This window comes from Paraburkholderia edwinii (assembly GCF_019428685.1).
Lineage (GTDB): Bacteria > Pseudomonadota > Gammaproteobacteria > Burkholderiales > Burkholderiaceae > Paraburkholderia > Paraburkholderia edwinii.
Map to the genome: position 1 here is coordinate 2,163,488 of NZ_CP080096.1, position 25,359 is coordinate 2,188,846.

Genomic DNA, 25,359 nt, shown 5'->3' on the forward strand with positions numbered 1-25,359 from the left:
ACGGCGCTTTATCCGTATGGCGCTCGAGCGCGACGGCTTGACCGTCTTCGAAGCGAGCACGGCCGCGCAGGCGCGTATCGAAAGCGCGAGTCGGCAGCCGGAACTGTTAATTGTCGATCTCGGCTTGCCCGACGAAGACGGCAAGGTGCTGATCCGCGATTTGCGGACATGGACGCGCGCGCCGGTGCTCGTGCTGTCCGCGCGCGATCGCGAGACCGAGAAAGTCGATGCGCTCAATATCGGCGCCGACGACTATCTGACCAAGCCGTTCGGCGTGCCCGAACTGATCGCGCGCGTACGCGCGCAACTGCGGCGCGCAAGCCTCGTCGCGAGCGATGGCCCGACCGCGTCGACGGTTCATTTCGGTGACGTCAGCGTCGATCTCGCGACCTACGAGGTGACGCGCAACGGCGCGGCCGTGCACCTGACGCCGACCGAGTTCCGCCTGCTTGCCGCGCTGATTCGCGGCTACGGCAAGGTGATCACGTACCGTCAACTGCTGCTCGATGTATGGGGACCGGGCTATGCGAATCGCCCGCAGTATCTGCGCGTGTATATGGTGACGCTGCGTCAGAAGCTCGAAGACGACCCGACGCAGCCGCGGCATTTGATGACCGAGTTGCAGGTCGGCTACCGGCTCGCCGGACTGGCCACCTGAGCGGCCTCGCCGAGTACCGTGGTGCGGTAACGCTCGACTGCCTGCTCGAGATTGTGGAACATCCGCTCGCGGCCGAGCGCCTCGCCGAGCGGCGAACGCTGCACGAGCGCGAGCACTTCCGGATTCAGCGCCGCCAGCCACAGCGTGATGCCGCGCGATCGCAGCCGTTGCTCGGCATCGGCGAACATCTTGAGCGCTGTGTATTCGATATCGAATACGCCGCTCATATCGACGATCACCGTATGCGGCGCGGCCACCGCGATCAGCTTCAGCATCTTTTCGCCGATGTGCTGGACATTGGCGAAGTAGACACGTCCTTCGGGCATCAGCAGCAGGAGGCCCGGCCACGTTTCGTCGTCGGGATGAACGCGGGAGACGGGCCGGAACACGTTGGTGTTGCGCTTGCGCGCGAGCACATAGATGGGCGGGTCGGAGAGCTGATGCGCGAGCGCCGCGAGCGACACGACGATCGCAACCAGAATGCCTTGCAGCGTGCCGACAATGACCACGCCGGCGAGCGCCACGACCGCCCAGACGAACTCCATGTGCCGCACGCGTGCGATCGCGCGAAATTCGACCGGATCGAACAGGCCGATCGAATAGACGATCACGACCGCTGCGAGCACCGACTGCGGAATCAGGGCGATCAGCGGCGACAGCAGCAGCATCGCCGCGAGCGCCACGGCGGCGGTCACCAGCGACGCGGCCTGGCTGCGCGCGCCGGCGCGGCGATTCACCGCGGTTTGCGTCGTGCCGCCGCCGCCCGGCATCGCGCCGAACAGCGCGCCGGCCAGATTGGCGAGACCGGTGGCGAACAGCTCGCGGTTCGCGCGCGGCGCGGGTTCGCCGTGATGCGCGAACGCGCGGCCGGCCGCCGTGGTTTCGGTGAAGCTCATCAGCGCCATGCCGAGCGCGATCGGCCACAACGTATGCGCGAGCGCGAAGACCGGCAGCGTCGTCGCGGGTAATCCGCCCGGCACGGCGCCGACCGTTTCGACGCCATGCGCGTGCAGGTCCAGCAGCTTCGACGCGACAATTGCGCAGGCGACGACCGCAAGCGGCGCCGGCACATGCGGGACGAAGCGCCGCAGCACGATCAGCGCGACGAGCGCGAGCGCCCCCACGACCGCGGTCGTGATCGAGGTGTGCGGCAGGCCTTCGACAATCCGCAGCACGTTCTGGAAGAACTCGCCTTTTGTAAAGTGAATGCCGAGCAGCTTCGGCAACTGGTCGACAAAGATCACGACCGCGATGCCGGCCTTGAAGCCGACCAGCACCGGCTCCGAGATAAAGTCCGCGACGAAGCCCAAGCGCAGCAGCGACGCGATCATCAGGATCAGGCCGACCAGCACGCCCAGGGTTGCCGCGGCCGCGAGCAGCTCGGCATGGCTACTGGCCGGCCCAATGCTGGCAAGCGCGGAGGTGGTGAGGATTGAGAGCGTGGTGGTCGTGCTGACGCTCAGCACGCGCGACGTGCCCGTCAGCGCGTAGACAAGCATCGGGATGAACGCGGTATAAAGGCCCGCTTCGACGGGTAGACCCGCAAGCGTCGCGTAAGCGAGCGCATTTGGAATCACAACCGCCGCCGTGGTCAGGCCCGCGATCAGATCGCCCTTGATCCAGTGCGAGCGATAGTTGAGCAGCCATTCCGGCAGCGGTATCCAGGCTGGGTGCGCGTGCCGTCGAGGCGGGGCCGTCGCAGCGCCGGAGGACGGTGCGGACGATGCGGGCGGTGAGGCTTGCGGTGCATCGGAAGATGCGTCGGACGGCGGATCGGAAGGCGGCATGGCAGAAGGCGCGAAATGCTGGAAAAGCCGCGGCAGTGAGCCGCTGATAGGCCGCGGATCAGCCGCAAAAAAGAGCCGTCGCGCAACGCGCGCGGCACCCATGCCGGAACATGCAGCGCGCGGGCGCCCGCTCAGAACTTCTCGGGCACGAACTTGAACGCGTAATCGGGCTCGCGATAGTCGCCGCGCTTCTGCCGCTTCGGCAACGTGATTTTCGCACGCGGTATCGCCTTGTACGGAATGCTGCTGAGCAAATGGCCGATGAGGTTCAGCCGCGCGCGTTTTTTGTCGTCGGAACGCACGACGTGCCACGGCGCGAGGCCCGTGTCCGTTTCGATAAACATTTCGTCGCGGGCGCGCGAGTAGTCGTACCAGCGCTCGTACGAGCGCAGATCCATCGGCGAAAGCTTCCAGATCTTGCGCGGGTCGTTGATGCGCGCTTCTAGGCGGCGCGTCTGTTCCGCTTCGGTGACTTCGAGCCAGTACTTGAGCAGGATCACGCCGGAGTCGATAATCGCGCGCTCGACGAGCGGCACGCTTTTAAGGAATTCGCGCGCCTGGTCGTGCGTGCAAAAGCCCATCACACGCTCGACGCCCGCGCGGTTGTACCAGCTGCGGTCGAACACAACGATTTCACCGGCCGCCGGCAGATGCGGCAGATAGCGCTGCAGGTACATCTGCGATTTCTCGCGGTCGGTCGGGGCGGGCAGCGCCACCACGCGAAACACACGCGGACTCACACGTTCGGTGATCGCCTTGATCGTGCCGCCCTTGCCGGCGCCGTCGCGTCCCTCGAAGACGATGCAGATCTTGGCGCCCGTTTGCACGACCCATTCCTGCAGCTTGACCAGTTCTGCGTGCAGGCGCGTGAGCTCTTTTTCGTATGCCTTGTTCGACAGCTTGCCGGACTCGCCTTTGCCGTTCGCCGCGCCGATGCCGTCCGCTTTCGCGCCTTCGCTGGCCATCTGACCGATGATCGCTTTGTGCGTTGCTTTAGCGTGCTCTTTTGAGGCCTTCCGGGTCTGATTCATGATGGGATCCTCGAACGGTCATACGGATGCGGGCGAAATGCGATCTCCCATTCCCCAACGAGTATGGTCGCGCGCCGGCGCTGCCGCAACTGGACTTTGGTCCAATGCGAAGGCGTCCGGCGGCGATTCGATCGGGCAAACTGCAACGCGTCAAAGCGTCCGCGCGCCCGTTAGAAATCAGCACTTCGCCGGCGAGGTCTTTTCATCGGCATGTGCATGCAGTTCGGGCGGTGTCGCGCTGCCGCCATGCTTCTCGAGGTACTGGCACGCACTGACGATATCGCGCCCGAGCAGGCATGCGACGTTGTGGTTGATATGCGGGCGCACGACCACGCGCAGGCTCATCACTTTCTGCGCGTCGGGCGGCATCGAGTAGGCGGACAGCACCCAGCCTTTTTCGCGCACCTTGTTCGACACGTCGAACTCGTTGAAATTCTTGACCTTGCTGTCGAGCGTCACCGCGACGACCGGAATACGCTGCATTTCGTTCATGATCGTGAAGTAGCCGCTCTCCACCAGCAGCTTGCGCAAGGTGATCGCGTTATTCAGCGTGTGCTGCATCACGCGCTTGTAGCCGTCGAAACCAAGACGCAGGAACTGGTAGTACTGCACCGCAATCTGGAAACCGTTGCGGCTGAAGTTCAGCGTCGCGGTCGGCATTTCGCCGCCCAGATAATTCACATAGAAAACGAGGTCTTCGTTGAACACCTTGCGCTCGCGGAAGATCACCCAGCCGAGTCCCGGCGGCGTGAGACCGTATTTATGGCCCGACGCGTTGATCGACTGCACGCGCGGCAACCGGAAATCCCATTTGTAATCGGGGTACAGGAACGGATTCACGAAGCCGCCGGATGCGCCGTCGATATGCATCGGAATCGAAATACCGGTGCGCCTTTCGTAGTCGTCGAGCCAGTCGTGGATTTCCTGAATGTCGTCGTCTTCGCCGGTGAAGGTTTGTCCCGCGATTGCCACCACGGCGATGGTGTTTTCGTCGACGTACCGGTCGAGCTGTTCCGCGGTAAGGCGGTAGTTGCCGGGCTTGAGCGGCACGATGCGCGGCTCGACGTCGAAATAGCGCAGAAACTTCTTCCAGACGATCTGCACGTTGCCGCCCGTCACCATATTCGGCCGGCTGGCGTCCTTGCCGTCGCGCTCGCGCTTTTGCCGCCAGTTCCATTTGTGCGCGAGCCCCGCAAGCATGCAGGCTTCCGACGAGCCGACTGTCGCCGTGCCGTACACTTCGACGCCTTGCGGCCCGTTCCACAGCTGATGCAGCCATCGCACCATCCGCGTTTCCATCGCGAATAGCTGCGGATACATATCGTGGTCGATGTAGTTCTTGAAGATATTGCGGCGCGCGGTTTCGGCCGCTTCGGGTTCCGCGAAGGTCGTGACGAACGACGACATATTGAGCATCGGATTCGTATCGGTCCATTCGTCGCTGATCACGATGGCCGCGGCGGCCCGCGCCGACAGGCCGCTTTTCGGAAATTCGTGCTCGGGCACTTCGCAATTGAACTCGTCGTACGGCGTGAGTTTTTCGATCGGGGTCTGCATGTGTCGCTCCTTTCCAGATCAAGGACCCGCAGAAACCGCCGGACGGCGAGGCTTGCCCGGCGGAACGAAAGGGCAGATAAGGCGGATCGGCGCGCCTCGAAAATCGCGGCGGCCAATCAAGGCTGCACATCGAGGCCGCTAATCAGGGCTGCGGCTAGGTCAGCAGCATCACGACGATCATCCCCCAGATGGTCAGCAGCGTATTGCCGACCGCATAGGTCACCGTATAGCCGAGGCCCGGCACCTGGCTTTTCGCCGCATCGCAAATCATGCCGAGCGCGGCCGTCGTCGTGCGCGCGCCCGCGCAGACGCCGAGCAGAATCGCCGGATGGAAGCGGAACACATACTTCGCGATAAACATGCCGAGAATCAGCGGCACCGCGGTCGCGAAGATGCCCCACAGAAAGAGGCTGATGCCGAGCTGCGCGAGTCCCGCGACGAAGCCCGGGCCCGCCGTGATACCGACCACCGCGATAAAGACGTTCAGGCCTACGGAATTCATAAACCACAGCGTCGATTCGGGAATGCGGCCGAACGTCGGGTGAATCGCGCGCAACCAGCCGAACACGATGCCGGCGATCAGCGCGCCGCCAGCCGTGGAGAGCGTGAGCGGCACCGCGCCGGCCTTGACGACGATCGCGCCGATCAGCGCCCCAAGCGTGATCGCAAAGCCGATAAAGGCCACGTCGGCGGCCGCGGACGGACGGTCGATCGTGCCGAGCACTTTCGCGGCAGCGGTCGTGTCCTGCGTGCGGCCGACAATCATCACCGTATCGCCGCGGTGCAGCTTCGTATTCGGCAGCACCGGAATCGGCGTCTCGGTCGCGCCGCGCTTGATGCGGCGAATATAAACACCGCGCGCGTTGGGCAGCTTGCCGAGCTCGTCGAGCGTTTTGTCTTCGACGGCCTTGTTCGTCACGTAGACGTCGACGCCTTCGGCGGGCACCGCGAGCAGTTCCGGGTCGTCCACTTCCGTGTGCAGCGGACCGAGCACCGAGACGAGCTGCTCGCGCGGGCCGACCACCGCGACCACGTCGCCGGGCTGCAGCACAGTGTCGATGCGTGCTTCCTCGATCTTGCCGTCGCGGCGGATGCGTTCGACGTAAAGCCGCGCACCGTCGGGCGTCAACGCTTCGGCCTGGCTAACGGTGAGGCCGATCGCGCGGCCCTCCGCCGGAATGCGATACGCGCGCAGTTCGTACTGGTGCCACGCCTGGCCTGCGCCGCCCAGCTCCTTTGCGCCGCCGAGGCTCGCCTCGTATTCCTTGCAGGCGGCGACCAGATCGATGCCGAGCAGCTTCGGCCCAAGCGTCGCGAGGATCAGCGCCGAGCCGATCGTGCCGAAGATATACGTGACCGCATATGCGGTTGGCATTGCGTCGAGCACCGCTTTGGTTTCGTCTGCAGGTAAGCCCAGGCGGTTGATCGCATCGGTGGCAAGGCCCATCGACGCGGAAATGGTTTGCGAGCCGGCGAACAGCCCCGCGGCCGAGCCGACGCCATAGCCCGCGAGTTTCGCGGCGATCACGGGCGCGGCAAGACACAGCACACATTGCACGACGGAGAAGATCGCTTGCGGAATGCCGTCTTTGGCGATGCCGCGCACGAACTGCGGCCCGACGCCGTAACCGACCGCGAACAGAAACATCAGGAAGAACACCGACTTCACATTCGCTGAGATCGTGATGCCGAACTGGCCGATCGCTATGGCCGCAAGCAGCGTCGCCGTGACCGCGCCGAGACTGAAGCCCTTATAGCTTTTGCCGCCCACCCAATATCCGATGCCGAGCGAAAGAAATACGGCGATCTCCGGGTATTGCCGAAGTATTTGCGCTAGCCAGGTCATGCTCGCTCCTCGTGATCAGACGTTGTAGAGACGTGCAGCTGAAATGGCGGTGTTCGGGCGACGCGGCGCGTGCGATCGGTGCAACGCGCTATGCATAGGGTTAAGCGTGGGCGCTAGACAAGCGGACTGTCGAATTGGGTGCCAGCGTGCGGGGCGCCCTGTTTCTTAGCCGGTTCAATAATCGAAAGGCAGTATAGGCAATGGAAATGGATTGTTCCATTTTGGAAGTGCGACGTTTAGGTCGACTGACGTACGTCAAAACATTCGTTGATATTTCAGCGTTTGCTTCCCGTGCACGCCGATAACCGTTGAAATGGGGCACGCAGGCATGAGACCTTGGTCCAATTGACCCGCGCGACGGCCGGTGCCGAGAATGATCGGGTACCTGGGACGCGCCTCGCGCGGCCTTTGCGCATGCCTGTAAAGCGTTGCCGATTGTTTCCACAGCTGTTTCCCGGTTGTTTCTCAATTGACATCGCAACGACACCCGCGTCTTATACGTTGGTATGCGCGGTCATTGTGTTTCCACGACGACGCATCGGGTCACGAGTCCGGTGTCTGTCGCCCACGGCTACGCCGTTCTTCGACTACGAGGTACACGTGATGAACGCAGGGACTCAGTTCGCGCACAGTCAACAGATTGGCGCAAAGGTCGCCCGGATTTTCCAGAAGCGCGCGCAGATCGCGCAGCAGCACTTCAACGAGCGCGTGCATGACGCACTCGATACCCGAACCGGCAACGGCGCCGCAGCCGAAACTGCGCGCACACCGTTACCCGCACCGCTCACCACTCCGTTTGCCGCAGCGGGATTCACCGCACCCTTTACCGCATTCACAGGCGCTTTCAACGCGGCATTCGATCCGCTCGCCGCATGGCGCTACGCGATCGACGCGACGCAGCGCACGGTGCTGTTTTGGGACACCTTGCGCCAGCGCGGCAATCAGTTTGTCGACCAGACCGCGCAAGGTTTGAAGCCGGTGCTGCACTTCGACTATGAAACGGTGCTCGATGGCCGTACCTTCGAACGCCCGGTCAACTATGCGCTGTTGCGCATCCGTCCGCCCGAGGGCATGACGATCGATCCGCAGAAACGCCCGTATGTGATTATCGATCCGCGCGCGGGGCACGGTCCCGGCATCGGTGGATTCAAGGACGATTCACAGGTCGGCGTCGCATTGCGCGCGGGCAGCCCCGTGTATTTCGTGGTGTTTTTCCGCGACCCCGAACCGGGCCAGACGATGCTCGACGTCTGCGCGGCGGAACAGCGCTTCGTGAAGAAGGTGCGCGAACTGCATCCGCAGAGCGACAAGCCGGCCATCGTCGGCAACTGCCAGGGCGGCTGGGCCGCGATGATGCTCGCCACCTCGGAGCCCGACGACACCGGCCCGATCGTAATCAACGGCGCGCCGATGTCGTACTGGAGCGGCGCATGGAGCGAAGGCGAGGGCGACAACCCGATGCGCTACGCGGGCGGCATGCTCGGCGGCACCTGGCTCGCCTCGCTTGCGGCGGATCTCGGCAACGGCAAGTTCGACGGCGCGCATCTGGTGCAGAACTTCGAGAACCTGAACCCCGCGAACAGCCTCTGGGACAAGTACTACCACGTGTTCGACAACGCGGACACCGAACCGCCGCGCTTCCTCGATTTCGAGCGCTGGTGGGGTGGCTACTACCTGATGAACCGCGACGAGATCGAATGGATCACGAAGAACCTGTTTGTCGGCAACAAGCTATGGGCGGGCGAAGTACGCGGCGCAGGCGGCGCCGCATTCGATCTGCGCGATATCAGGTCGCCGATCGTTCTCTTTGCGTCGCTCGGCGACAACATCACGCCGCCGCAGCAGGCGTTCAACTGGGTCGCGGATATTTACGGCAGCACCGACGAAATCAAGGCGCGCGGCCAGGTGATTATCGGGCTCATGCATCAGAGCATCGGGCATCTGGGCATTTTCGTGTCGGGCAAGGTCGCGAAGAAGGAGCATACGCAGATCGTTTCGGTACTCGAAGCAATCGAAGCGTGCCCGCCGGGCCTGTACGGCATGGAGATTACCGAGCAGAAAGGGGCGGACGGCAAGCCTGAATACGAAGTCACCCTGCAGGAGCACCGGCTCGAAGATATCGCGGCGCAATTCAACCGCTTCAAACGTGTCGACGAATTGCCGTTCAAGGCGGTGGAGCAGGTCTCCGAATTCAACCAGCGCGCGTACGAACTGTTCGCGCAACCGTTCGTGCAGGCCGTATCGAACGAAGCGACGGCAGGCCTGTTGCGCCAGTTCCATCCGTTGCGTGCGCAACGATGGATGTTTTCCGATCTGAACCCGTGGCTTGCATGGCTTGCACCCGCAGCGAACGCAGTCAGGGCGAACCGCATGAAAAGCGATGCGGACGGACCGAACCCGCTGCGTCAGGCGGAAAGGCGCGGCGCGGAACTGATCAGTGCGTCGCTCGATTATTACCGCGCGCTGCGCGATGCCGCCACCGAAGGCCTGTTTTTCAGCATTTACGGCAACCTGTTTGCCGCGCGCTCGCCCGATAAGCTCGATCTCGATGGTCCTGTCGCGACGCCGGTTGCGGATCCGCGAGACTTGCCGTTCGTCAAGGAAGCGCTGGCGTCGATCAGCGATGGCGGCTACACCGAAGCCGTGGCGCGTGCCGCGTGTCTGCTTGCGCGCCACGGCGAACCGCTGCCGCTTACGCGGCTTGCGATACGCAATGAACTGGCGGACGAATACGCGGAATACCTGCCGGAACTCGAGCACGACGAATGGCGTCGCATCCGCGGCGAGCAGGAAATCGCGGTGCGCTACGAGCCGGAACGCGCGCTCGCGTCGTTGCCCGCGCTGCTCGCCGATTCCAGCGACCGCAAGCGGTTTGTCACGCTGCTCGACAAACTCGCCGCAGACGAACGCGTTCAGGGGATGGCGCCGACCGCGGCGCAGCGCGAGATGGTCGAGCGTATTCGCGCGCTGCTGCCGTTAAAGCCGAGCCGCGCGCCGCGCGTGGCTTCATCGTCTTCGCCGTCCGTGCATTGAAGCCGTCTCGCTAACCGGTCGGCCCTTTGCCGGCCGATTGCAAGGATCCTGTTCATGGAACATCAACATGAGAAATATCGGCGTCTGATCGAAATATGCAGGTCGATGCCGCCCACGCCGACGGCCGTCGTGCACCCATGTGACCAAGGCTCGCTGCAAGGCGCGGTCGAAGCAGCGCGGATGGGGTTGATCGCACCGATTCTCGTCGGCCCCAGCGAGCGCATTGTCGCGATCGCGAAGCAGCACGAAATCGACATTGCGCCGTATCCGATCGTCGACGCGCCGTTTAGCCACGCATCGGCTGCGGCGGCGGTGCAACTGGTACGCGAAGGCCGCGCGCAGGCGCTGATGAAAGGCAGCCTGCATACCGACGAACTGATGAGCGCCGTGGTCAGCCGGGAAGCGGGGCTGCGCACCGAGCGGCGCGTGAGCCACTGTTTCGTGATGGATGTGCCGGGCCACGCGAACGCGCTGATCATCACCGACGCGGCGGTCAATATTGCACCGACGCTCGACGAGAAAGTCGATATTCTGCAGAACGCGATCGATCTCGGCCATGCGCTGAAAATGGAAGAAGTGCGCGTCGCGATTCTGTCGGCAATGGAAACAGTCAATCCGAAAGTGCCGTCCACCATCGAGGCCGCCGCGCTCTGCAAGATGGTCGATCGTCATCAGATCACGGGCGCGCTCGTCGATGGGCCGCTTGCGCTCGATAACGCAATCGACCCCGAAGCCGCGCGGATCAAGAAGATCGATTCGCCAGTAGCGGGCCGCGCAAACGTGCTGATGGTGCCCGATCTCGAAGCGGGCAATATGCTGGCCAAGAGCCTGTCGTTTCTGGCAGGCGCCGATGCGGCCGGCGTCGTGCTCGGCGCGCGCGTGCCGATCATTCTGACCAGCCGCGCCGATTCGGTGATGACGCGGCTCGCGTCTTGCGCGGTAGCTGCACTGGTCGCGCAGGCGCGCGCCCGAACGACGAAAGTGGAGGGGTAAGGCAATGACCGATGTGATTCTCGTGCTGAACGCCGGCTCGTCGAGCATCAAGTTTCGCGCGTATTACAGGGAGGGGAAGGAACTCGGCCTCGGGCTGCATGGCCAGATTGAAGGTCTGTTCAGTTCGCCGCATTTCATCGCGCACGATAAAAACAACGAAAAGGCCGGCGAAAAAAGCTGGGGCGACGGTGCAAAGCTTTCGCATGAAGACGGCATTCATTACATCTCGGCGTTTTTGACGACGCATCGCGGCGACAACCGCCTCGTGGCGGTCGGCCATCGCGTCGTGCACGGCGGCGGGAAGTTCGCGAAATCGGTGCTCGCCACGCCGGATGTGGTCGACGAACTCGACAAGCTGACGCCGCTCGCGCCGCTGCATCAGCCGCACAACCTGAAGCCGATTCGCATTATCGCGGCGTCGCGGCCGGATCTGCCGCAGGTCGCGTGCTTCGATACGGCTTTTCATCGCGCGCAAACGGAGGTTGCGCAGGCATTCGCGCTGCCCGAGTCGATTACCTCGCGCGGCGTGCGGCGCTACGGTTTTCACGGGCTCTCGTACGAATACATCGCGCAGGCGCTGCCTGAGTTTTCACCGCGCGCGGCGAACGGGCGCGCGATCGTCGCGCATCTGGGCAATGGCGCGAGCATGTGCGCCATCGAGAAAGGGCGCAGCGTGGCGAGCACCATGGGCTTTACGGCCGTCGACGGTCTGCCGATGGGCACGCGCTGCGGCAGCCTCGACCCTGGCGTGCTGCTCTATCTGCTCGAAGAACTGAAGATGGATACGCACGCGATCGAAGACCTGATTTACAAACAATCGGGTTTGCTTGGCGTATCCGGTATTTCCGGCGATATGCGCAAGCTGCTCGAAAGCGATGCGCCGCGCGCGCGCTTTGCGATCGACCTGTACGCGTACCGGATCGGACGTGAAATCGGTTCGCTGGCGGCTGCGTTGCAAGGGCTCGATGCGCTCGTCTTCACGGCGGGCATCGGCGAGAACTCCGCGGAAATTCGCCGGCGCGCGGCGCGGCACGCGGCGTGGCTCGGCATCGAAATCGACGAATCAGCGAACGAGGCCGGCGGCCCGCGTATCAGCACGCCGTCAAGCAAGGTGGAAGTGTGGGCGATTCCGACCGACGAAGAACTGATGATCGCGCGGCATACGCGCGAAGTCGTCGACGCGCAGTGACGCTCAATGACGCTCAATGCGCGCAGTGACGAGTTCAGTTCGCACACGCAAAGCCAGGGAGTTCGAGCATGACGCAAACGCAAGACAACGCGCGCCAGGTTCTGCAGGGCATGAAGGCGCTCGTCACCGGCATCGCAAACGAGCATTCGATCGCCTACGGCTGCGCGAAGGCGTTTTGCGAACTCGGCGCCGAAGTCGCGATCACATACGCCGACGACAAAGCCAGGCCGTATGTCGAACCGCTCGCGCGCGAAATGGAAGCCCCGATTTTCATGCCGCTCAACGCTTCGAAGCCCGAAGATTTCGAGGCATTGTTCGCGCGCGTCGGCAGCGAATGGGGCAAGCTCGATATCCTCGTGCATTCGATCGCATGGGCGCCGAAGGATGATCTGCAAGGCGGCTTGCTGAACTGCTCCGCGCAGGGGTTTGCGGCCGCCATGGATATCTCGTGCCATTCGTTTATCCGCATGGCGCGCCTCGCGGCGCCGCTGATGACAGACGGCGGCGCGATGTTCACGATGAGCTATCACGGCGCGAACAAGGTCGTGCCGAACTACAACGTGATGGGGCCGGTGAAGGCCGCGCTCGAAGCGAGTGCGCGATATCTCGCGTACGAGCTTGGGCCGCAGCGCATTCGCGTGCATGCGATTTCGCCCGGACCGCTGAAAACGCGCGCGGCATCGGGGCTCAAGGATTTCGATCTGCTGCTGACCGAAGCCGCCGAGCGGGCGCCGCTCGGCGAACTCGTCGACATCATGGACGTCGGCTTCACCTGCGCGTTTCTCGCGACGCCGTACGCGCGGCGATTGTCGGGCGAGACGCTCTATGTGGATGGCGGCGTGCACATCATGGCGTAGTGAGGTCGGGGTCAGGAAGTTTGCAGTCGGTCCAGCGTTGATGGTGGGGTTTGCATCTGGCTGGCTGGAGAGCAGTTGGGTTGAGGAGAGCGGCAATGGCTGACATGGTGATTGGCAATATCGAAGACGGCACCTCGGAAGAAGAGATTCAGGCGCTGCTCGTCAAATACGGCTTTCCCGTGTACGACGCGATTCAGCATGTGCCCGGCGACGGTTCGCGTCCCGCGGTGCTGCTGAGTTTCAATGGCACGGAACCGGCCGCGCTGCGAATGTTGCAGCCGCGCATTCACAATCTGTTCTGGAAGAATCGCCGGATCAATGTCGTGATCCTGCAGGAGCGCAGCGACGAGTGACCGTGCTTGCGTGCCCGGAGGAGATTCGGCTATGGGCTTCTTAAGCCGGCTATTGGGCCGCGACGCGCATCGCACCGATGCATCGGACGAGCGCGATTCGCCGCATAGCGCCGAAGAAATCGAGCAAACCATCGCGCGTATCGCACGGGCGATCCCGCAACTGAAGCTCGCGCGCCTCTATGACAAGCGCCTTGCGCCGGCGATACGCGGCACGCTCGACTACGCCCGCGCGATTGCCGCTGCGTTGCCCGCGCCGCGCGATGCCGACGCAAGCACGTGGTCGAGCGACCCGTATATTCATGCGTTCTTTGCGACGTGCGACGACGTCTATCACGCGTTCGGCCGCTCGCATGAATTACGCGACTGGTTCGACCAGCATATCGATTGCGGCGAGGTTTACGCGGTGCTGGGCATGGACATGGCCGAACGCAGCGTGCTTGGCGTCGCGCAACACGAAGGTAAAACGCGCACCGACGTGCGGCAGACCACGATCAGCTTTAGCGACCATCGCGTGCGTATCTTCGGCCGCACCGAGGCCGATCTGCACGACGAGATCGTGCGGCGCATCGTCGATCAACTCGCGCTCGAAGCGCTCGAACAGATCGCCAACGACAAGACGCGCCGCGATGCACTCGAACAGGAGCGCGCGCTGCTGAAGGCACGGCTGCAATTGCTGCAGCGGCAGGGCGCGGGGATGCATGCAGTGGCATCCGCCGCCGCGCCGGCCGATTTCGCCGAAGTTGCCCGTCTGCAGCAGCAGATCGAAGAGAACGAACGCCACCTCGGCGAACTCGGTTTCAAGACCGAAGCGATCGAACGCCAGTTCGATCTCGTGCAGCGCATCTATGCGGACCCGGCCGTGCAAACCTATGTGACGGTCAGACGGTTGCGGCTCGACAGAATGAATGTGGTCGTCGACGAAGCGGCGACGCAGCCGGCCGCCGATATCGAACTGCAGATCGCACGCATTCCCGCCAATCCGTCCGAAATGCGCGCATTCGCGATTGTGCGATTCAAGCGCGCCGATCTGCCGCCTGCCGACAGTCTGTTCGGCGATACGAGCCGCATCATTATCTGAAGCGCGCGGCGCCGCTTGCATTGCGCAATGACGTTGCTGTCCGCGTCATGCGCGACCGGCAATGCGTAACCGCATCGGCGCGCCGAATGTGAATCGGGCTACCCGCGCATGCAAGGAACGTTTTTCGCTAACCATCCCGCATAAACTTACGATTTGAGGTGCACGCGGTCTCTTATGTAATATCGCATCCTTATCGTAGTGACTGACCGTTCATTTATTTTCCGGAGACCAATATGAGTTCATCCACGACGCCCGTCTGGTTTATCACCGGCTGTTCGACGGGCTTCGGCCGCGAACTGGCGCGCGCGGTGCTCGAGCGCGGATGGCGCTGCGTCGCGACCGCGCGCAACAAGGCGTCGCTGGCCGATCTTGCCGACGGTGCGAGCGACCGGCTGCTCACGCTCGATCTCGATGTCACCGATCCGAAGCAGATCGCTGCAACCGTCGAAGCGGCATTGAAACGCTTCGGCTCGATTGACGTGCTTGTCAACAATGCGGGCTACGGCTATCAGGCGGCGATCGAAGAAGGCGTCGAAGCCGAGATTCGCGCTCAGTTCGACGTCAACGTATTCGGCCTCTTTGCGATGACGCGCGCGGTATTGCCGTCGATGCGCGCGCGCCGCAAGGGCCACGTGCTGAACATTACGTCGCTGGCGGGGTTGGCCGGTTATGCGGGCTCGGGGTACTACGCGGCGAGCAAACACGCCGTGGAGGGCTGGTCCGATTCGCTGGCGATCGAAGTCGAGCCGCTCGGCATCAAGGTCATCTGTGTGGCGCCGGGGCCGTTCCGCACCGACTGGGCCGGACGGTCGCTCAAGCAGACGCCGAACCGTATCGCCGACTACGCGGACACGGCAGGCAAGCGCATGCAGAACACCGCGCAAAGCACGGGCACGCAGCTTGGCGACCCGGTCCGCGCCGCGCAGACGATGCTGAAAATCACCGAGGTCAGCGATCCGCCGCACAATCTGCTGCTCGGCGCGGCCTCGCTCGAAGGCGGCACGAAACGGCTGCGCGACTTGCTCGACGATATCGAGAAGTGGCGCGAGACGAGTCTGGGGGCGGATTTCCCGGCAGGGACGTAAGGCCGTATTGACGTCTTTTTTACGCAGCGCCGCCCACATTTTGCTGCGTGTTGATGCGCCGCTTGCTCCAATACAGTCGTACTTCCCACCGTTGGACAAACGTTCCGATGCTACGGCTGCTGATTCCCGTGATCCATCACGAAGGCGCGCTGCAAGCGGCGCGCCATGCCGCATTCCTGCACGCCGAGCGCTGCGTGTCCGAGGTTGAAATCGTCGAAGTGGTCGAGCCGCTCGAATGGGGCCGCGCCGCGGCTTTTCATTCACGCGGCGCGCTGGCGCTTTTCGAAAAGCGCGCGCTATTCAGCCCGATGATGAACACCCGCGCGATTCTCGATGACGCCGGCGTGCCATACCGCTGGAGCCGCGCCTTCGGCCCTGTCGCCGAAACGATCGCCACGCATGCGGCATTGCAGCAGGCCGACGCGGTCATCGTCGACGCGAGCCAGCTCAGTTTTCTGACACGCTGGTGGATCATCGCGAGGCTCTGGCGGCTGACAAAGGCGCCGGTCACGATGCTGCACTAAACAGCGTTCGCCCCAGCCGTGCATGCCCTGAGGTCGTTTTTATGGTGACGAAAGCGGCTTTTACACGGCTTTTGCGCGGCGTCGGATATCCTTTCAACATGCAATGAATCGTGAGGGCGACATGGCGCATCCATTGGCGGGCCTGCGCGCGCTGCTAAGGCGCAGCAGATCGGCAAACAGCGCGGGGCAAGGTGCGGAACCCGGCGGGCGGGCGCGCCGCGACCCCGGCCGCAACGTCATGTTGCACGTAACGGTCGACGCGCAACATACGACGCCATTCCGGGAAGCGCTGATTCGCGATTGCGGCAACCAGCAATGGACGCTGCGCGTGGCGCCGTTGCGCGACAGCGGGCGCGTGCGGCTCTCGCTGTATCTGCCGAAAGCCGATGTCGGCCATGCCATCCAGCGGCTTTCGCAATTGACGCCGGACGCCGAAGTTGGACAAGTCGTCGAGATTCCCGATATGCCGAGCGATGCGTGGCGCAGCCTGATTCACGCGAACGCGCAAGGCGACGTGCCGAGACCTGTCAATACGCGCCACGCCGATACGCGCTCCCCTCGCGGCAACGGCACACATCGTGCAGACAATCGCCCGGGCTATGGCACCACGGGCAGCGCAGTCCAACGTGCGAATGAACGTGCAACTGAACGCGCAAGCGCAAAAACGGACGAAGAAGCCGCGGAGGCCGCCGTCGAAAACATCATTCCCGCGCAGCCGAGCCTCGCACAGCTGCTGCCCGCGAGCCACGTGCTGCTCGGCTTGCCCGTCACGGACCGCGAGGCGCTGTTCGCGCACTTGAGCGAATCGTTCGAAACGCTGTGCCGCGTCCCGGCGGACGTCGTGACCGCCGGGTTGACGGCGCGCGAGGCGCTCGGCTCGACGGGTCTCGGGCGCGGCATCGCGGTGCCGCACGGCCACATCGAAAACCTCGCGCAGCCGGTGGCGATCTACGCACGCCTCGCCGAACCGATCGCGTTCGATGCCCCCGACGCGCAACCGGTCGGCGATATCGTGGCGCTGCTCGTGCCGCAATGGGCGGACAGCGCGCATCTGCATCTGCTGGCGGAAGTTGCGCAATGCTTCTGCGACCATCATTTCCGCGACCGCCTGCATGAGTGCGAGGACGCGGCATCCGTCTGCCGGCTCTTCAGCGGCCGCGAGACGCTCGAGCAGGCCGCGCGCGGCGACCGGCGGCTGGTTTGAGCCGATCGGTCTGAGCACTAGCGCGCCACGCGGCTGTTTTCCACCGCCTCCCGCATCGCAACGCAATAGCGTACGAGCTGCGGCTGAGACACGACACACTGCTTGAGCGGCGTATCGATGTCGTAGAAATAGATGTTCGCGATGCACCCGTAGACAGCGGTATCGATACTGACCGGCCGGTCACCGAACAGAAAACCGCTGTCGTGAATCAGGTTCGCGATCACCTGCAGGTCCGCGACGCCGCGCGCGTACGCCTGTTCCGGCTCATAGCGGCCAATCCCCTGATAGTGATAGCGGTTGAAGTTGTACTCGCGCGCCGCTTCGAGCGATTCGGCCGCGAGGTCCGCATGCTGCGCGAGCAGCGCCGCGCGAAACGTGGGCCAGAAACGGTCGTCGCGCCAGCGCGAATACGACATCACCCAGTACAGATCGTCGAGCGTGCGACGCAGCATCAGGTCGAGGTCGCGTTGCGCGTCGGTCAGCGCGGCGTCGATCGTCAACGCGTATTGGCGCTTCAGATAAGACAGAATCGCGTCGCTATCGCCGATTGTTTGCTCTCCATCGACTAAATACGGTAATTGCCCACGTGGCGCCGCCTTCGTATCGAGCACATGCCGATGGTCGAACGCGAGGCCGCACAAGCGCAGAAACGCGAACACCTTCAGCCCATACGGATTGTTGTCTTCGAGTCCGTACAGTTCAGGATACGAATACAGGGTGATCATCGGCCGTCTCCGGTGAGGATTATTCAGTTTTTGTTCAAGCAGTATGAAGCGTGGACCAATGGTCACGTCAAATACGCTATGGCAATGTCTCGGACCATGATGCGATTCGATACGCTATCGAATCGCTTGTCGAGTCCTTACCGAACCTGAACCGGGACAATGCAAAATGACAGCGTATAAGGATTTCACCGACCCTCCCTCTGGAAAGCCCGGCGACGATGCGGCAAGCGGCAGCGGCGAGGGCACGCGAGCGGACCCGCGCGGTGTCTCGCGCCGCGGCTTTCTGAAGTCGGTCGGCGCATCGGGCATTGCCGCCGCGGGCACGACGATGATGTCGGCCGCGGTGCTCGCCGACGAAGCGCCCCCCGTCGCAAAAGCGCCGGCCGCGGCAACCGGAAGCGGCGCGTACACGGTGCAGTTCAGCGTGAACGGCGTCGCGCACAAACTCAATGTCGAACCGAACGCGGTGCTGCTCGATGTGCTGCGCGACCGTCTGCAATTGACTGGCACGAAGAAGGGCTGCGACCACGGCCAATGCGGCGCCTGCACGGTGCACGTGAACGGCGTGTCGGTTAACTCGTGCCTCTCGATTGCCGTCATGCACGACGGCGACGAGATCACCACCGTCGAAGGGCTCGCGAAAAACGGCAAGCTGCATCCGGTGCAGCAGGCGTTCTGGGAACACGACGCGTACCAGTGCGGCTATTGCACGTCCGGGCAGATGATGAGCGCGGTCGCCGTGCTGCACGACTCGCGCGTTCCCGCCGACGACCATTCGCTGCGCGAAGCGATGAGCGGCAATATCTGCCGCTGCGGCGCCTACAAGAACATCGTCGCCGCGATTCAGGACGCGCGCGGCAAGATGCGGAGGGCATGATGCGCTCGTTCGACTACACCCGCGCTTCAAGCGTCGACGCCGCGATCTCTGCGCACGCGCCGGGCACCGACACCGTATTCCTCGCCGGCGGCACGACACTGCTCGATCTGATGAAGCTCGACGTGATGCGCCCGGCGCGCGTCGTCGACATCCACAAGCTCGCGCTCACGCAAATCGAGGTGCAGGGCGACGGCCGCGTGCGCGTCGGCGCGATGGTCAGCAATACCGATCTCGCGCGCCACGAGGTGATCCGCACGCGCTACCCGGTGCTGTCGCAGGCGCTGCTGTCGGGCGCGAGCACGCAGTTGCGCAATAAGGCGACGACCGCCGGCAATGTCATGCAGCGCGTGCGCTGCGGCTACTTCCGCGATGGCGTTTCAGCGTGCAACAAGCGCGAGCCGGGCTCGGGCTGCGCGGCCATCGGCGGCCACAACCGCAATGTGCATGCGGTGCTTGGCGGCAGCGAGCAATGCATAGCCGCGCATCCGTCGGATATGTGCGTTGCGATGGCCGCGATCGGCGCGACGGTGCATGTGCAAGGGCCGAACGGCGCGCGCGATATCGATTTCCTCGACTTTCATCTGCTGCCCGGCGACACGCCGTGGAAAGAGCACGCATTGAGCGATGGCGAAATGATCACGCACGTGACGCTCGATGCGCCGCTGCCGCATAGCCGCTCCGCGTACCTGAAGCTGCGCGACCGCGCGTCGTATCAGTTCGCGCTCGCGTCGAGCGCGGTGATTGTCGTGCTCGACGGCAACACGATTCGCGATGCGCGCATCGCGATGGGCGGCGTCGGTACGAAGCCGTGGCGCGCGACGCATGCCGAAAGCGCATTGAAGGGCCAGCCCGCGACCCAGGCGACGTTCCAGCAAGCCGCGGCGATCGCGATGCAAGGCGCGCGCTCGTACGGGCAGAACGGCTTCAAGATCGCGCTGGGCCAGCAGGCTATCGTCCGCAATCTGAACACGCTCGTCGCATAAAGCGCGGCTTGTCTACGTGATTATGGGGAAGACATGAACAACGACATCATCGGCGATCCGATGCGCCGGGTGGACGGGCGCCTCAAGGTAACGGGCGCCGCGCACTACGCGGCCGACCAGAGCCTGCCCGGCATGGTCTACGCGTATGGCGTATTCAGCACGATTTCAAGCGGTCGCGTGTTGCGCATCGATACGGCCGACGCGCGCCGCACGCCTGGCGTGATCGAAATTTTCAGCCACGAGCAGTTTCCGCGTCTGTATCGCGCGCCGCGCACGATCAGTTCGTTTAACGACATCCTGACCGCGTCGGTGACCGACGAGCGCCGCCTGCCGTTCGAGGACGCGACGGTTAACTACGCGGGCCAGTTTGTCGCGCTGGTGGTGGCCGACACGTTCGAGCACGCGCGCGAAGCCGCCTACAAGGTCAATGTGACCTATGCGACAAACAAGCCGGTGACGAGCCTCGCACAAGGAGTCGAGACGGGCGGCACGCGCGACGGCGGCCGCGGTCACGCGCGCGGCGATGCGGCAACCGCATTCGATAGCGCGCCGCATCGCGTCGACGCCGTGTACCGCACGCCGGTCGAAACGCACAACCCGATGGAAATGCATGCCACGTTGGCGCATTGGGAAGGCGACGAACTGCATCTGTTCGAGGCGTCGCAAGGCGTGACCGTGCATCGCAATACGATCGCGCGCGTATTCGGGCTGTCGCCGGATCAGGTGACGGTCGAAGCGCCGTTTATCGGCTCGGGCTTCGGCAGCAAGCTGTGGATGTGGCCGCATTCGGTCGCGGCAAGCGCCGCGTCGCGCGCGGTCGGGCGACCCGTCAAGCTCGTCGTGCCGCGCGCGCAGATGTTCACGACCACCGGCCACCGGCCGGAAACGCAGCAGCATGTGCGGCTTGCCGCCGACGCGAACGGCAAGCTTCTGTCGCTGCGGCACGAGTCGGTCAATACGACGTCGTTTACCGACCAGTACGTCGAGAACTGCGGCGGCGTATCGAAGAGTCTTTACTCGTGCCCGAATGTGCTCGTGAGCCATGCGGTCACGCGCGTCAATCAGGGTTCGCCGACGTCGATGCGCGCGCCGGGCGCCGCGCCGGGGCTGTTCGCGCTCGAATCGGCGATCGACGAACTCGCGCTGCAAGCGAATATGGATCCGCGCGAATTTCGTCTGCGTAATATTTCGACGCAGGACGAAAGCGCGAACCTGCCGTGGTCGAGCAACCATCTGCACGAGGCGATCGTGCAGGCCGGCGACCGCTTCGGCTGGCAAAGGCGCACGCCGGGCATCGGCTCGATGCGCGATGGCCATGAGATCGTCGGCTACGGCATGGCCGCCTGCAACTGGGACGCGTATCGCACGCCCGCGCAGGCACGCGTCGAGTTGCGCAGCGACGGCAGCGCCTGCGTGATCTGCGCGGTGCAGGATATCGGCACGGGCACCTACACGATTGCCGCGCAGACGGTCAGCAGCCTGACCGGCGTGCCGGTCGAGCGCATCGATGTGAAGCTCGGCGATTCGTCGTTTCCGTCCGCGCCGGTGTCGGGCGGCTCGTGGGCGACCGCGAGCGTGATGCCGGCCATTGCCGAAGCGACGCGCAACGCGATCGCGCAGCTCAAGACCTTCGCGACGCAGAACGGCGCGTTTTTCGACAGCGTGAAGCCCGACACGCTGAAGTTCGAGAACGGCCGGCTCGTGAACGGCGACCGGTCCGTCGACTTCGCGACCGTGCTGAAGTCGCAGCGCCTCGCAAGCGCCGAAGGCGCGGCGCAGACGAGCGGTGCGCCTTCGGGCAAGTACTCGTTCCGCTCGTTTGGCGTGCACTACGTCGAAGTGCGCTGGGATCCGGGTATTTCGCATCTGCGCGTCGCGCGTGTGGTCAGCGCGATCGACGTGGGCCGCGTGGTGAATCCGATGACCGCGCGCAATCAGGTGGAAGGCGCGATCGTGATGGGCATCGGTATGGCGCTGTTCGAAGGCACCGAGTACGACGCGCGCACCGGCCTGCCGTCGAACAACAACTACGCGGAGTATGTGGTGCCCGTCCATGCGGACCAGCCGCAGGTCGATGTGATTCTGCTCGACTATCCGGACTATGAGTTGAACGAGTTCGGCGTGCGTGGGATCGGCGAGATCGGTATTACGGGGCTCGCGGCGGCGGTTGCCAACGCAACGTATCACGCGACCGGCCAGCGCGTGCGCGAATTGCCGATCACGATGGACAAGCTGATGGATCTGTCCGCGCCGTTCAATGCCTGATGGGCTTTGATGCGGTGCCGTGATGCGGGACCGCGATGTGATGCGGTGCCGTGACGCGGAGGGCGGCTACGGCCGCCTTTACGGCGCTCACGCGCGTTACCGCAAAATCGCCTCGGTGCGTGGCACCGGCATGCCGACTGCCTGCTCTTCCTTCAGGAAGTCGATCAGCGCGCGCAGCTTCGGCGGCACGCGGCGGCGGTCGGTGTAGTAGAGCGCGAAGCCCGGCAAGGGCGGGCTCCAGTCCGTGAGCACGCGCACGAGGCGGCCGGACTCGAGCAGCGGATCGATAAAACCATTGATCATATAAACGATGCCGATGCCGTCGAGCGCGGCCTGCACGGCGGCGGCCGAGTCGTTGACGATAAGCCTGCCATTCACCGCGAGCTCGAGCGTTTCGCCGCCTTTGGACAGCAGCCAGCGCTCGATCTGCCCGCTCGTCGCGCGCCGGAAGCATACGCAGGCGTGCGACAGCAGATCGCGCGGGTGGCGCGGCACGCCATGCGTCGCGAGATAGTTCGGCGACGCGACGATATGCGCGAAGATCGGCGGCCCGATATTGACCGCGACCATATCGCGCTCGACCATATCGCCGAAGCGGATACCCGCGTCGTAGCGCTGTCCGACAATATCGGTCAGCCCAGGCTCGATCGACACATCGAGCCGGATATCCGGAAAGCGGTCGAGAAAGCGGCGCATGATCGGCTGCAGCGTGGTCAGATAACCGGCGCGCGCCACGCTGATGCGCAGCACGCCGGCCGGCCTGTCGAGCGCCGCGCCGAGTTCTTCGGACGCGGAGGTCAGTTCGCGCACGGCCGGCAGCACGCGATCGAAGTAGGTGGCGCCGGCCTCAGTGAGGCTCACGCCGCGCGTATTGCGATTGAACAGCGCGAGGCCCACGCGCGCCTCGAGATTGCGGATCGTCTGGCTGACCGCCGACGGTGAAACACCGAGACGCACGGCGGCGGCGGAGAAGCCCTGTTCCTCCGCGACGATGATGAATGTGACGATGCCGTCGAGTTGATCCTGACGCAAACGGTGATTCCTCCAGACCTGATGCGGCAGGCCCGCCGGCGTGGCATCGGCGCGCGTGCTGCCAGCACGGATCATACCCGGTCGTGTGTCTGTCGGTTGGCGGCGGGGGTGGCCCTGGGGTGGCCCTGGGTTTGCCGTAAGTTGCCCTTGACCTGGCCGTACGCGTTTCGAAAGGGGCGGCGCGGGCCGGTGCTGCATCGACAGGCAAAGCGCCTGCGGAGTCCTGATTAAACCACGTCGTCTCTGCGCAGCAGCGTAACGGGCTCGCTTGCCGGAGACGTTAACGGCGACCAGTGCGATGTGGGCACATTGAGCTGGGCGAGATCGGCCGGCACGCGAAACGCGATATGCGGATCCTTCTGCAGCAGCGCATCGGAACTCGTATAGCCCCACGCGACCGCACCGAACTTCACGCCGACGCGTTGCGCGGCCTCGGCATCGCGTAGCTCGTCGCCGATGTAGATGGCGTGCTCGGGGTCGATCGAGGTCTGCTGGAGAATATGGCGCAGGCGGTGCGATTTGCCGAACAGCGCCGATCCGCATTCGAGCGCGGCGAACCGCTCGACGAGTTCGCGGCCCAACACCGCTTTCACGTTATCGACCGTATTCGATGTGGCGACCGCGAGCGCGATGCCGTCATCGAGCAGCGTCTCGAGCGAGGCCGTGATGCCGGGAAACGGCTGCACTTCGTCGATACGTTTGTGCAGCATTTTCCGGTAGTCGGACAGCACTGCGGGCACGCGCCAGATCGGCAGGCGCAATTCGCGCAGAATTTCGGACGCGCTCATCGAGCGCATGCGCGCCTCGTCCTCGGGCGTGACGAGCCGAAACCGGTGCTTGAGCGCAAGCGTATTGAGCGACTCGCCGAATACCGCGAACGTGTTGGCCAGCGTGCCGTCGAAATCGAAAATCGCGAGTTGGATCGTCATGGTTTTGCGCGGGCCGCGCATCGAACGTTTGGAGCGAGGCCCCGCATTATGACGGGTATCCGGTCAGGACATCCGGTCATCACTCCGGCGCTTCTGACGTCGGCTTACGACTTCACCTTTACGACTTCCCTTACGATGCGCCCGAACGCATCTTGCGTGCGACGCTCGCAGCCTGTTCCGCGTCGAGCCGGCCTTCGACGCGCAGTTGCGATGCGACGCGTGCGATTTCGAGTTCGCCGAATTGCAGCGCGGCGGCGTTTGTGTGAACCGAGTAGTAGCCTTCGACCACTTCGAACGGGCTGCGTTGCGCGGAGCCGAGCATAAAGCCGCAGTTGTCGTGCGCGACGAAGTCGACGCCGTTTTCCGATTCGCTGAAGACCACGAGCTCGCCGGCTTCGACGCGTTCCCCGGCATCGAGCGACCCGGAGTAGACGGCGATCCACAGCACGTCGTGTCCCGGCGCAGGGTCGTAACGCCAATGTTCGCCGGCGTTGAGTTCGACGTGCAGATACGTCATCGGCATCGAAACCGGCAACGGGCTTTCCACGCCGTTGAATTGTCCCAGCAGGACGCGAGCCGGTCCTTCGAGCGGTATCTGGTCCGCGGGCAGATACGCCTCAAACGGTTCAGCGAGCTCGAGTTCGGGCGGCAGCGCAACCCATAGCTGGTAGCCGCGCACCACGCCGGATGTGCTGAGCGGTCCGCCATGCCACGTGCCGCGGCCCGCCTGCATCCATTCGGTAGCGCCGGGCATTAGCGTCAGCGGCTTGCCTTTGCTGTTGACGACATGCAGGCTGCCGTCGAGCAGCGCGGTCAGCGTGGCGATACCCGAATGCGGATGGAGCGGAAAGTTGAGTGCCGTTTGCGATTCGAGCACGAAGCGGTCCAGCAGCACGAACGGCTTGATCGACTGACCGATATCCGACGGACTGACAAAACGTGTCAGCGGACCGTCAGTCCGGCCTTTCGTGCGTAAGAAGATCGGGCGAACTGCTTGTGCTTGTGTGTCTGCTTGTTGTGCCGGCGCTGTCCGTGGATCCGGCATGGCCTTTTTCGATGCTGCCCCCATAAGCCCCTCCAGTACGAAACGTTTAACCAATGGTTCCGCTCGATATCGTCGGAGATCGGGCGGCGCGATGGACTCGAGCGAGAGTCTGTTGGTATTCAGAACACTTGATCTCGGCCATCTATTCTGCGAAAACCGCAATGAAAATCGGCGAATGTGTTGAATGACATTCAGTTGCCGGATGAATGCAAATCGGCTTTCCGTGTCGCATTCTCGATGCGCGTGCGAAGCTCCGCACCTTGTGTACGAAGGCATTTGCGCTTAGGCGAAGTGTGCGGGCGCCCATC

21 protein-coding genes are annotated in these 25,359 nt (G+C 63.8%); 13 read left to right on the forward strand and 8 right to left on the reverse strand.

The annotated features are described in order from the left end of the window. Nucleotides 1-16 precede the first annotated feature (16 nt). Nucleotides 17-658 (forward strand): winged helix-turn-helix domain-containing protein, encoded by a 642-nt coding sequence (locus tag KZJ38_RS31360; RefSeq protein ID WP_246642087.1) that lies wholly within the window; start codon nucleotides 17-19, stop codon nucleotides 656-658. On the opposite strand, the gene KZJ38_RS31365 is transcribed toward KZJ38_RS31360, so the two are convergent. The 4 genes from KZJ38_RS31365 to aspT all read right to left on the reverse strand — a co-directional run bounded on the left by KZJ38_RS31365 (nucleotide 631) and on the right by aspT (nucleotide 6,879). Further along, a complete protein-coding gene (locus KZJ38_RS31365; protein ID WP_219800943.1) occupies nucleotides 631-2,445 on the reverse strand; it encodes a SulP family inorganic anion transporter in 1,815 nt (604 codons plus the stop codon). The two genes, KZJ38_RS31360 and KZJ38_RS31365, sit on opposite strands and share 28 nt — an antisense overlap. Before the next feature lie 131 nt (nucleotides 2,446-2,576). Further along, the gene (gene ppk2, locus KZJ38_RS31370; RefSeq protein WP_219803737.1) at nucleotides 2,577-3,410 is read right to left on the reverse strand and encodes a polyphosphate kinase 2; all 834 of its coding nucleotides are present in this window, start codon (nucleotides 3,408-3,410) and stop codon (nucleotides 2,577-2,579) included. Nucleotides 3,411-3,653: 243 nt separating this feature from the next. Further along, a complete protein-coding gene (gene gad / locus KZJ38_RS31375; protein WP_219800944.1) occupies nucleotides 3,654-5,033 on the reverse strand; it encodes a glutamate decarboxylase in 1,380 nt (459 codons plus the stop codon). 154 nt (nucleotides 5,034-5,187) lie between these two features. Further along, entirely contained in the window at nucleotides 5,188-6,879 is a 1,692-nt protein-coding gene (aspT, locus tag KZJ38_RS31380; RefSeq protein ID WP_219800945.1) for an aspartate-alanine antiporter, read from the reverse strand. A 603-nt stretch (nucleotides 6,880-7,482) separates the two neighbouring features. Here aspT and KZJ38_RS31385 point away from each other — a divergent pair. The 9 genes from KZJ38_RS31385 to KZJ38_RS31425 all read left to right on the forward strand — a co-directional run bounded on the left by KZJ38_RS31385 (nucleotide 7,483) and on the right by KZJ38_RS31425 (nucleotide 17,195). Continuing rightward, entirely contained in the window at nucleotides 7,483-9,912 is a 2,430-nt protein-coding gene (locus KZJ38_RS31385) for a DUF3141 domain-containing protein (protein WP_219800946.1), read from the forward strand. Between the two features lie 54 nt (nucleotides 9,913-9,966). Continuing rightward, nucleotides 9,967-10,905, forward strand: a complete 939-nt coding sequence (locus KZJ38_RS31390; RefSeq protein ID WP_219800947.1) for a phosphate acetyltransferase — start codon at nucleotides 9,967-9,969, stop codon at nucleotides 10,903-10,905. Between the two features lie 4 nt (nucleotides 10,906-10,909). Further along, on the forward strand, nucleotides 10,910-12,094 hold the full coding sequence (locus tag KZJ38_RS31395; protein ID WP_219800948.1) for an acetate/propionate family kinase: 1,185 nt from the start codon (nucleotides 10,910-10,912) through the stop codon (nucleotides 12,092-12,094). Between the two features lie 68 nt (nucleotides 12,095-12,162). Next, complete coding sequence (gene fabI / locus KZJ38_RS31400) at nucleotides 12,163-12,951, forward strand: enoyl-ACP reductase FabI (RefSeq protein WP_219800949.1); 789 nt, start codon at nucleotides 12,163-12,165, stop codon at nucleotides 12,949-12,951. Nucleotides 12,952-13,046: 95 nt separating this feature from the next. After that, entirely contained in the window at nucleotides 13,047-13,304 is a 258-nt protein-coding gene (locus KZJ38_RS31405) for an RNA-binding protein (protein ID WP_219800950.1), read from the forward strand. 31 nt (nucleotides 13,305-13,335) lie between these two features. After that, a complete protein-coding gene (locus KZJ38_RS31410; protein WP_219800951.1) occupies nucleotides 13,336-14,382 on the forward strand; it encodes a hypothetical protein in 1,047 nt (348 codons plus the stop codon). A gap of 233 nt (nucleotides 14,383-14,615) precedes the next feature. Beyond that, entirely contained in the window at nucleotides 14,616-15,467 is an 852-nt protein-coding gene (locus KZJ38_RS31415; RefSeq protein ID WP_219800952.1) for an oxidoreductase, read from the forward strand. 107 nt (nucleotides 15,468-15,574) lie between these two features. Further along, nucleotides 15,575-15,991 carry a universal stress protein gene (locus tag KZJ38_RS31420; protein ID WP_219800953.1) on the forward strand — a complete coding sequence of 139 codons (417 nt, stop codon included), beginning with the start codon at nucleotides 15,575-15,577 and terminating at the stop codon, nucleotides 15,989-15,991. 121 nt (nucleotides 15,992-16,112) lie between these two features. Further along, nucleotides 16,113-17,195 carry a PTS sugar transporter subunit IIA gene (locus tag KZJ38_RS31425; RefSeq protein WP_219800954.1) on the forward strand — a complete coding sequence of 361 codons (1,083 nt, stop codon included), beginning with the start codon at nucleotides 16,113-16,115 and terminating at the stop codon, nucleotides 17,193-17,195. 17 nt (nucleotides 17,196-17,212) lie between these two features. Here the strand turns inward: KZJ38_RS31425 and KZJ38_RS31430 are convergent, their stop codons facing one another. Continuing rightward, a complete protein-coding gene (locus KZJ38_RS31430; RefSeq protein ID WP_219800955.1) occupies nucleotides 17,213-17,920 on the reverse strand; it encodes a glutathione S-transferase family protein in 708 nt (235 codons plus the stop codon). Nucleotides 17,921-18,086: 166 nt separating this feature from the next. Here KZJ38_RS31430 and KZJ38_RS31435 point away from each other — a divergent pair, with 166 nt between their 5' ends. From KZJ38_RS31435 to KZJ38_RS31445, 3 genes are read left to right on the forward strand one after another with little or no spacing between them, the layout of a single operon-like run. Continuing rightward, nucleotides 18,087-18,797, forward strand: coding sequence for a (2Fe-2S)-binding protein (locus tag KZJ38_RS31435; RefSeq protein WP_219800956.1), 711 nt, complete (start codon nucleotides 18,087-18,089; stop codon nucleotides 18,795-18,797). Continuing rightward, nucleotides 18,797-19,780: an FAD binding domain-containing protein gene (locus KZJ38_RS31440; protein ID WP_219803738.1), complete on the forward strand. Its 984-nt coding sequence runs from the start codon at nucleotides 18,797-18,799 to the stop codon at nucleotides 19,778-19,780. The genes KZJ38_RS31435 and KZJ38_RS31440 overlap by 1 nt, the downstream gene beginning before the upstream one ends. A 33-nt stretch (nucleotides 19,781-19,813) precedes the next feature. Then, a complete protein-coding gene (locus KZJ38_RS31445; RefSeq protein WP_219800957.1) occupies nucleotides 19,814-22,045 on the forward strand; it encodes a xanthine dehydrogenase family protein molybdopterin-binding subunit in 2,232 nt (743 codons plus the stop codon). Between the two features lie 96 nt (nucleotides 22,046-22,141). Here the strand turns inward: KZJ38_RS31445 and KZJ38_RS31450 are convergent, their stop codons facing one another. The 3 genes from KZJ38_RS31450 to KZJ38_RS31460 all read right to left on the reverse strand — a co-directional run bounded on the left by KZJ38_RS31450 (nucleotide 22,142) and on the right by KZJ38_RS31460 (nucleotide 25,051). Further along, entirely contained in the window at nucleotides 22,142-23,152 is a 1,011-nt protein-coding gene (locus KZJ38_RS31450) for a LysR family transcriptional regulator (RefSeq protein WP_246641853.1), read from the reverse strand. Nucleotides 23,153-23,304: 152 nt separating this feature from the next. Further along, nucleotides 23,305-24,006, reverse strand: coding sequence for an HAD hydrolase-like protein (locus KZJ38_RS31455; protein ID WP_219800958.1), 702 nt, complete (start codon nucleotides 24,004-24,006; stop codon nucleotides 23,305-23,307). Nucleotides 24,007-24,136: 130 nt separating this feature from the next. Beyond that, nucleotides 24,137-25,051 (reverse strand): pirin family protein, encoded by a 915-nt coding sequence (locus KZJ38_RS31460; protein ID WP_219800959.1) that lies wholly within the window; start codon nucleotides 25,049-25,051, stop codon nucleotides 24,137-24,139. Between the last annotated feature and the right edge of the window lie 308 nt (nucleotides 25,052-25,359).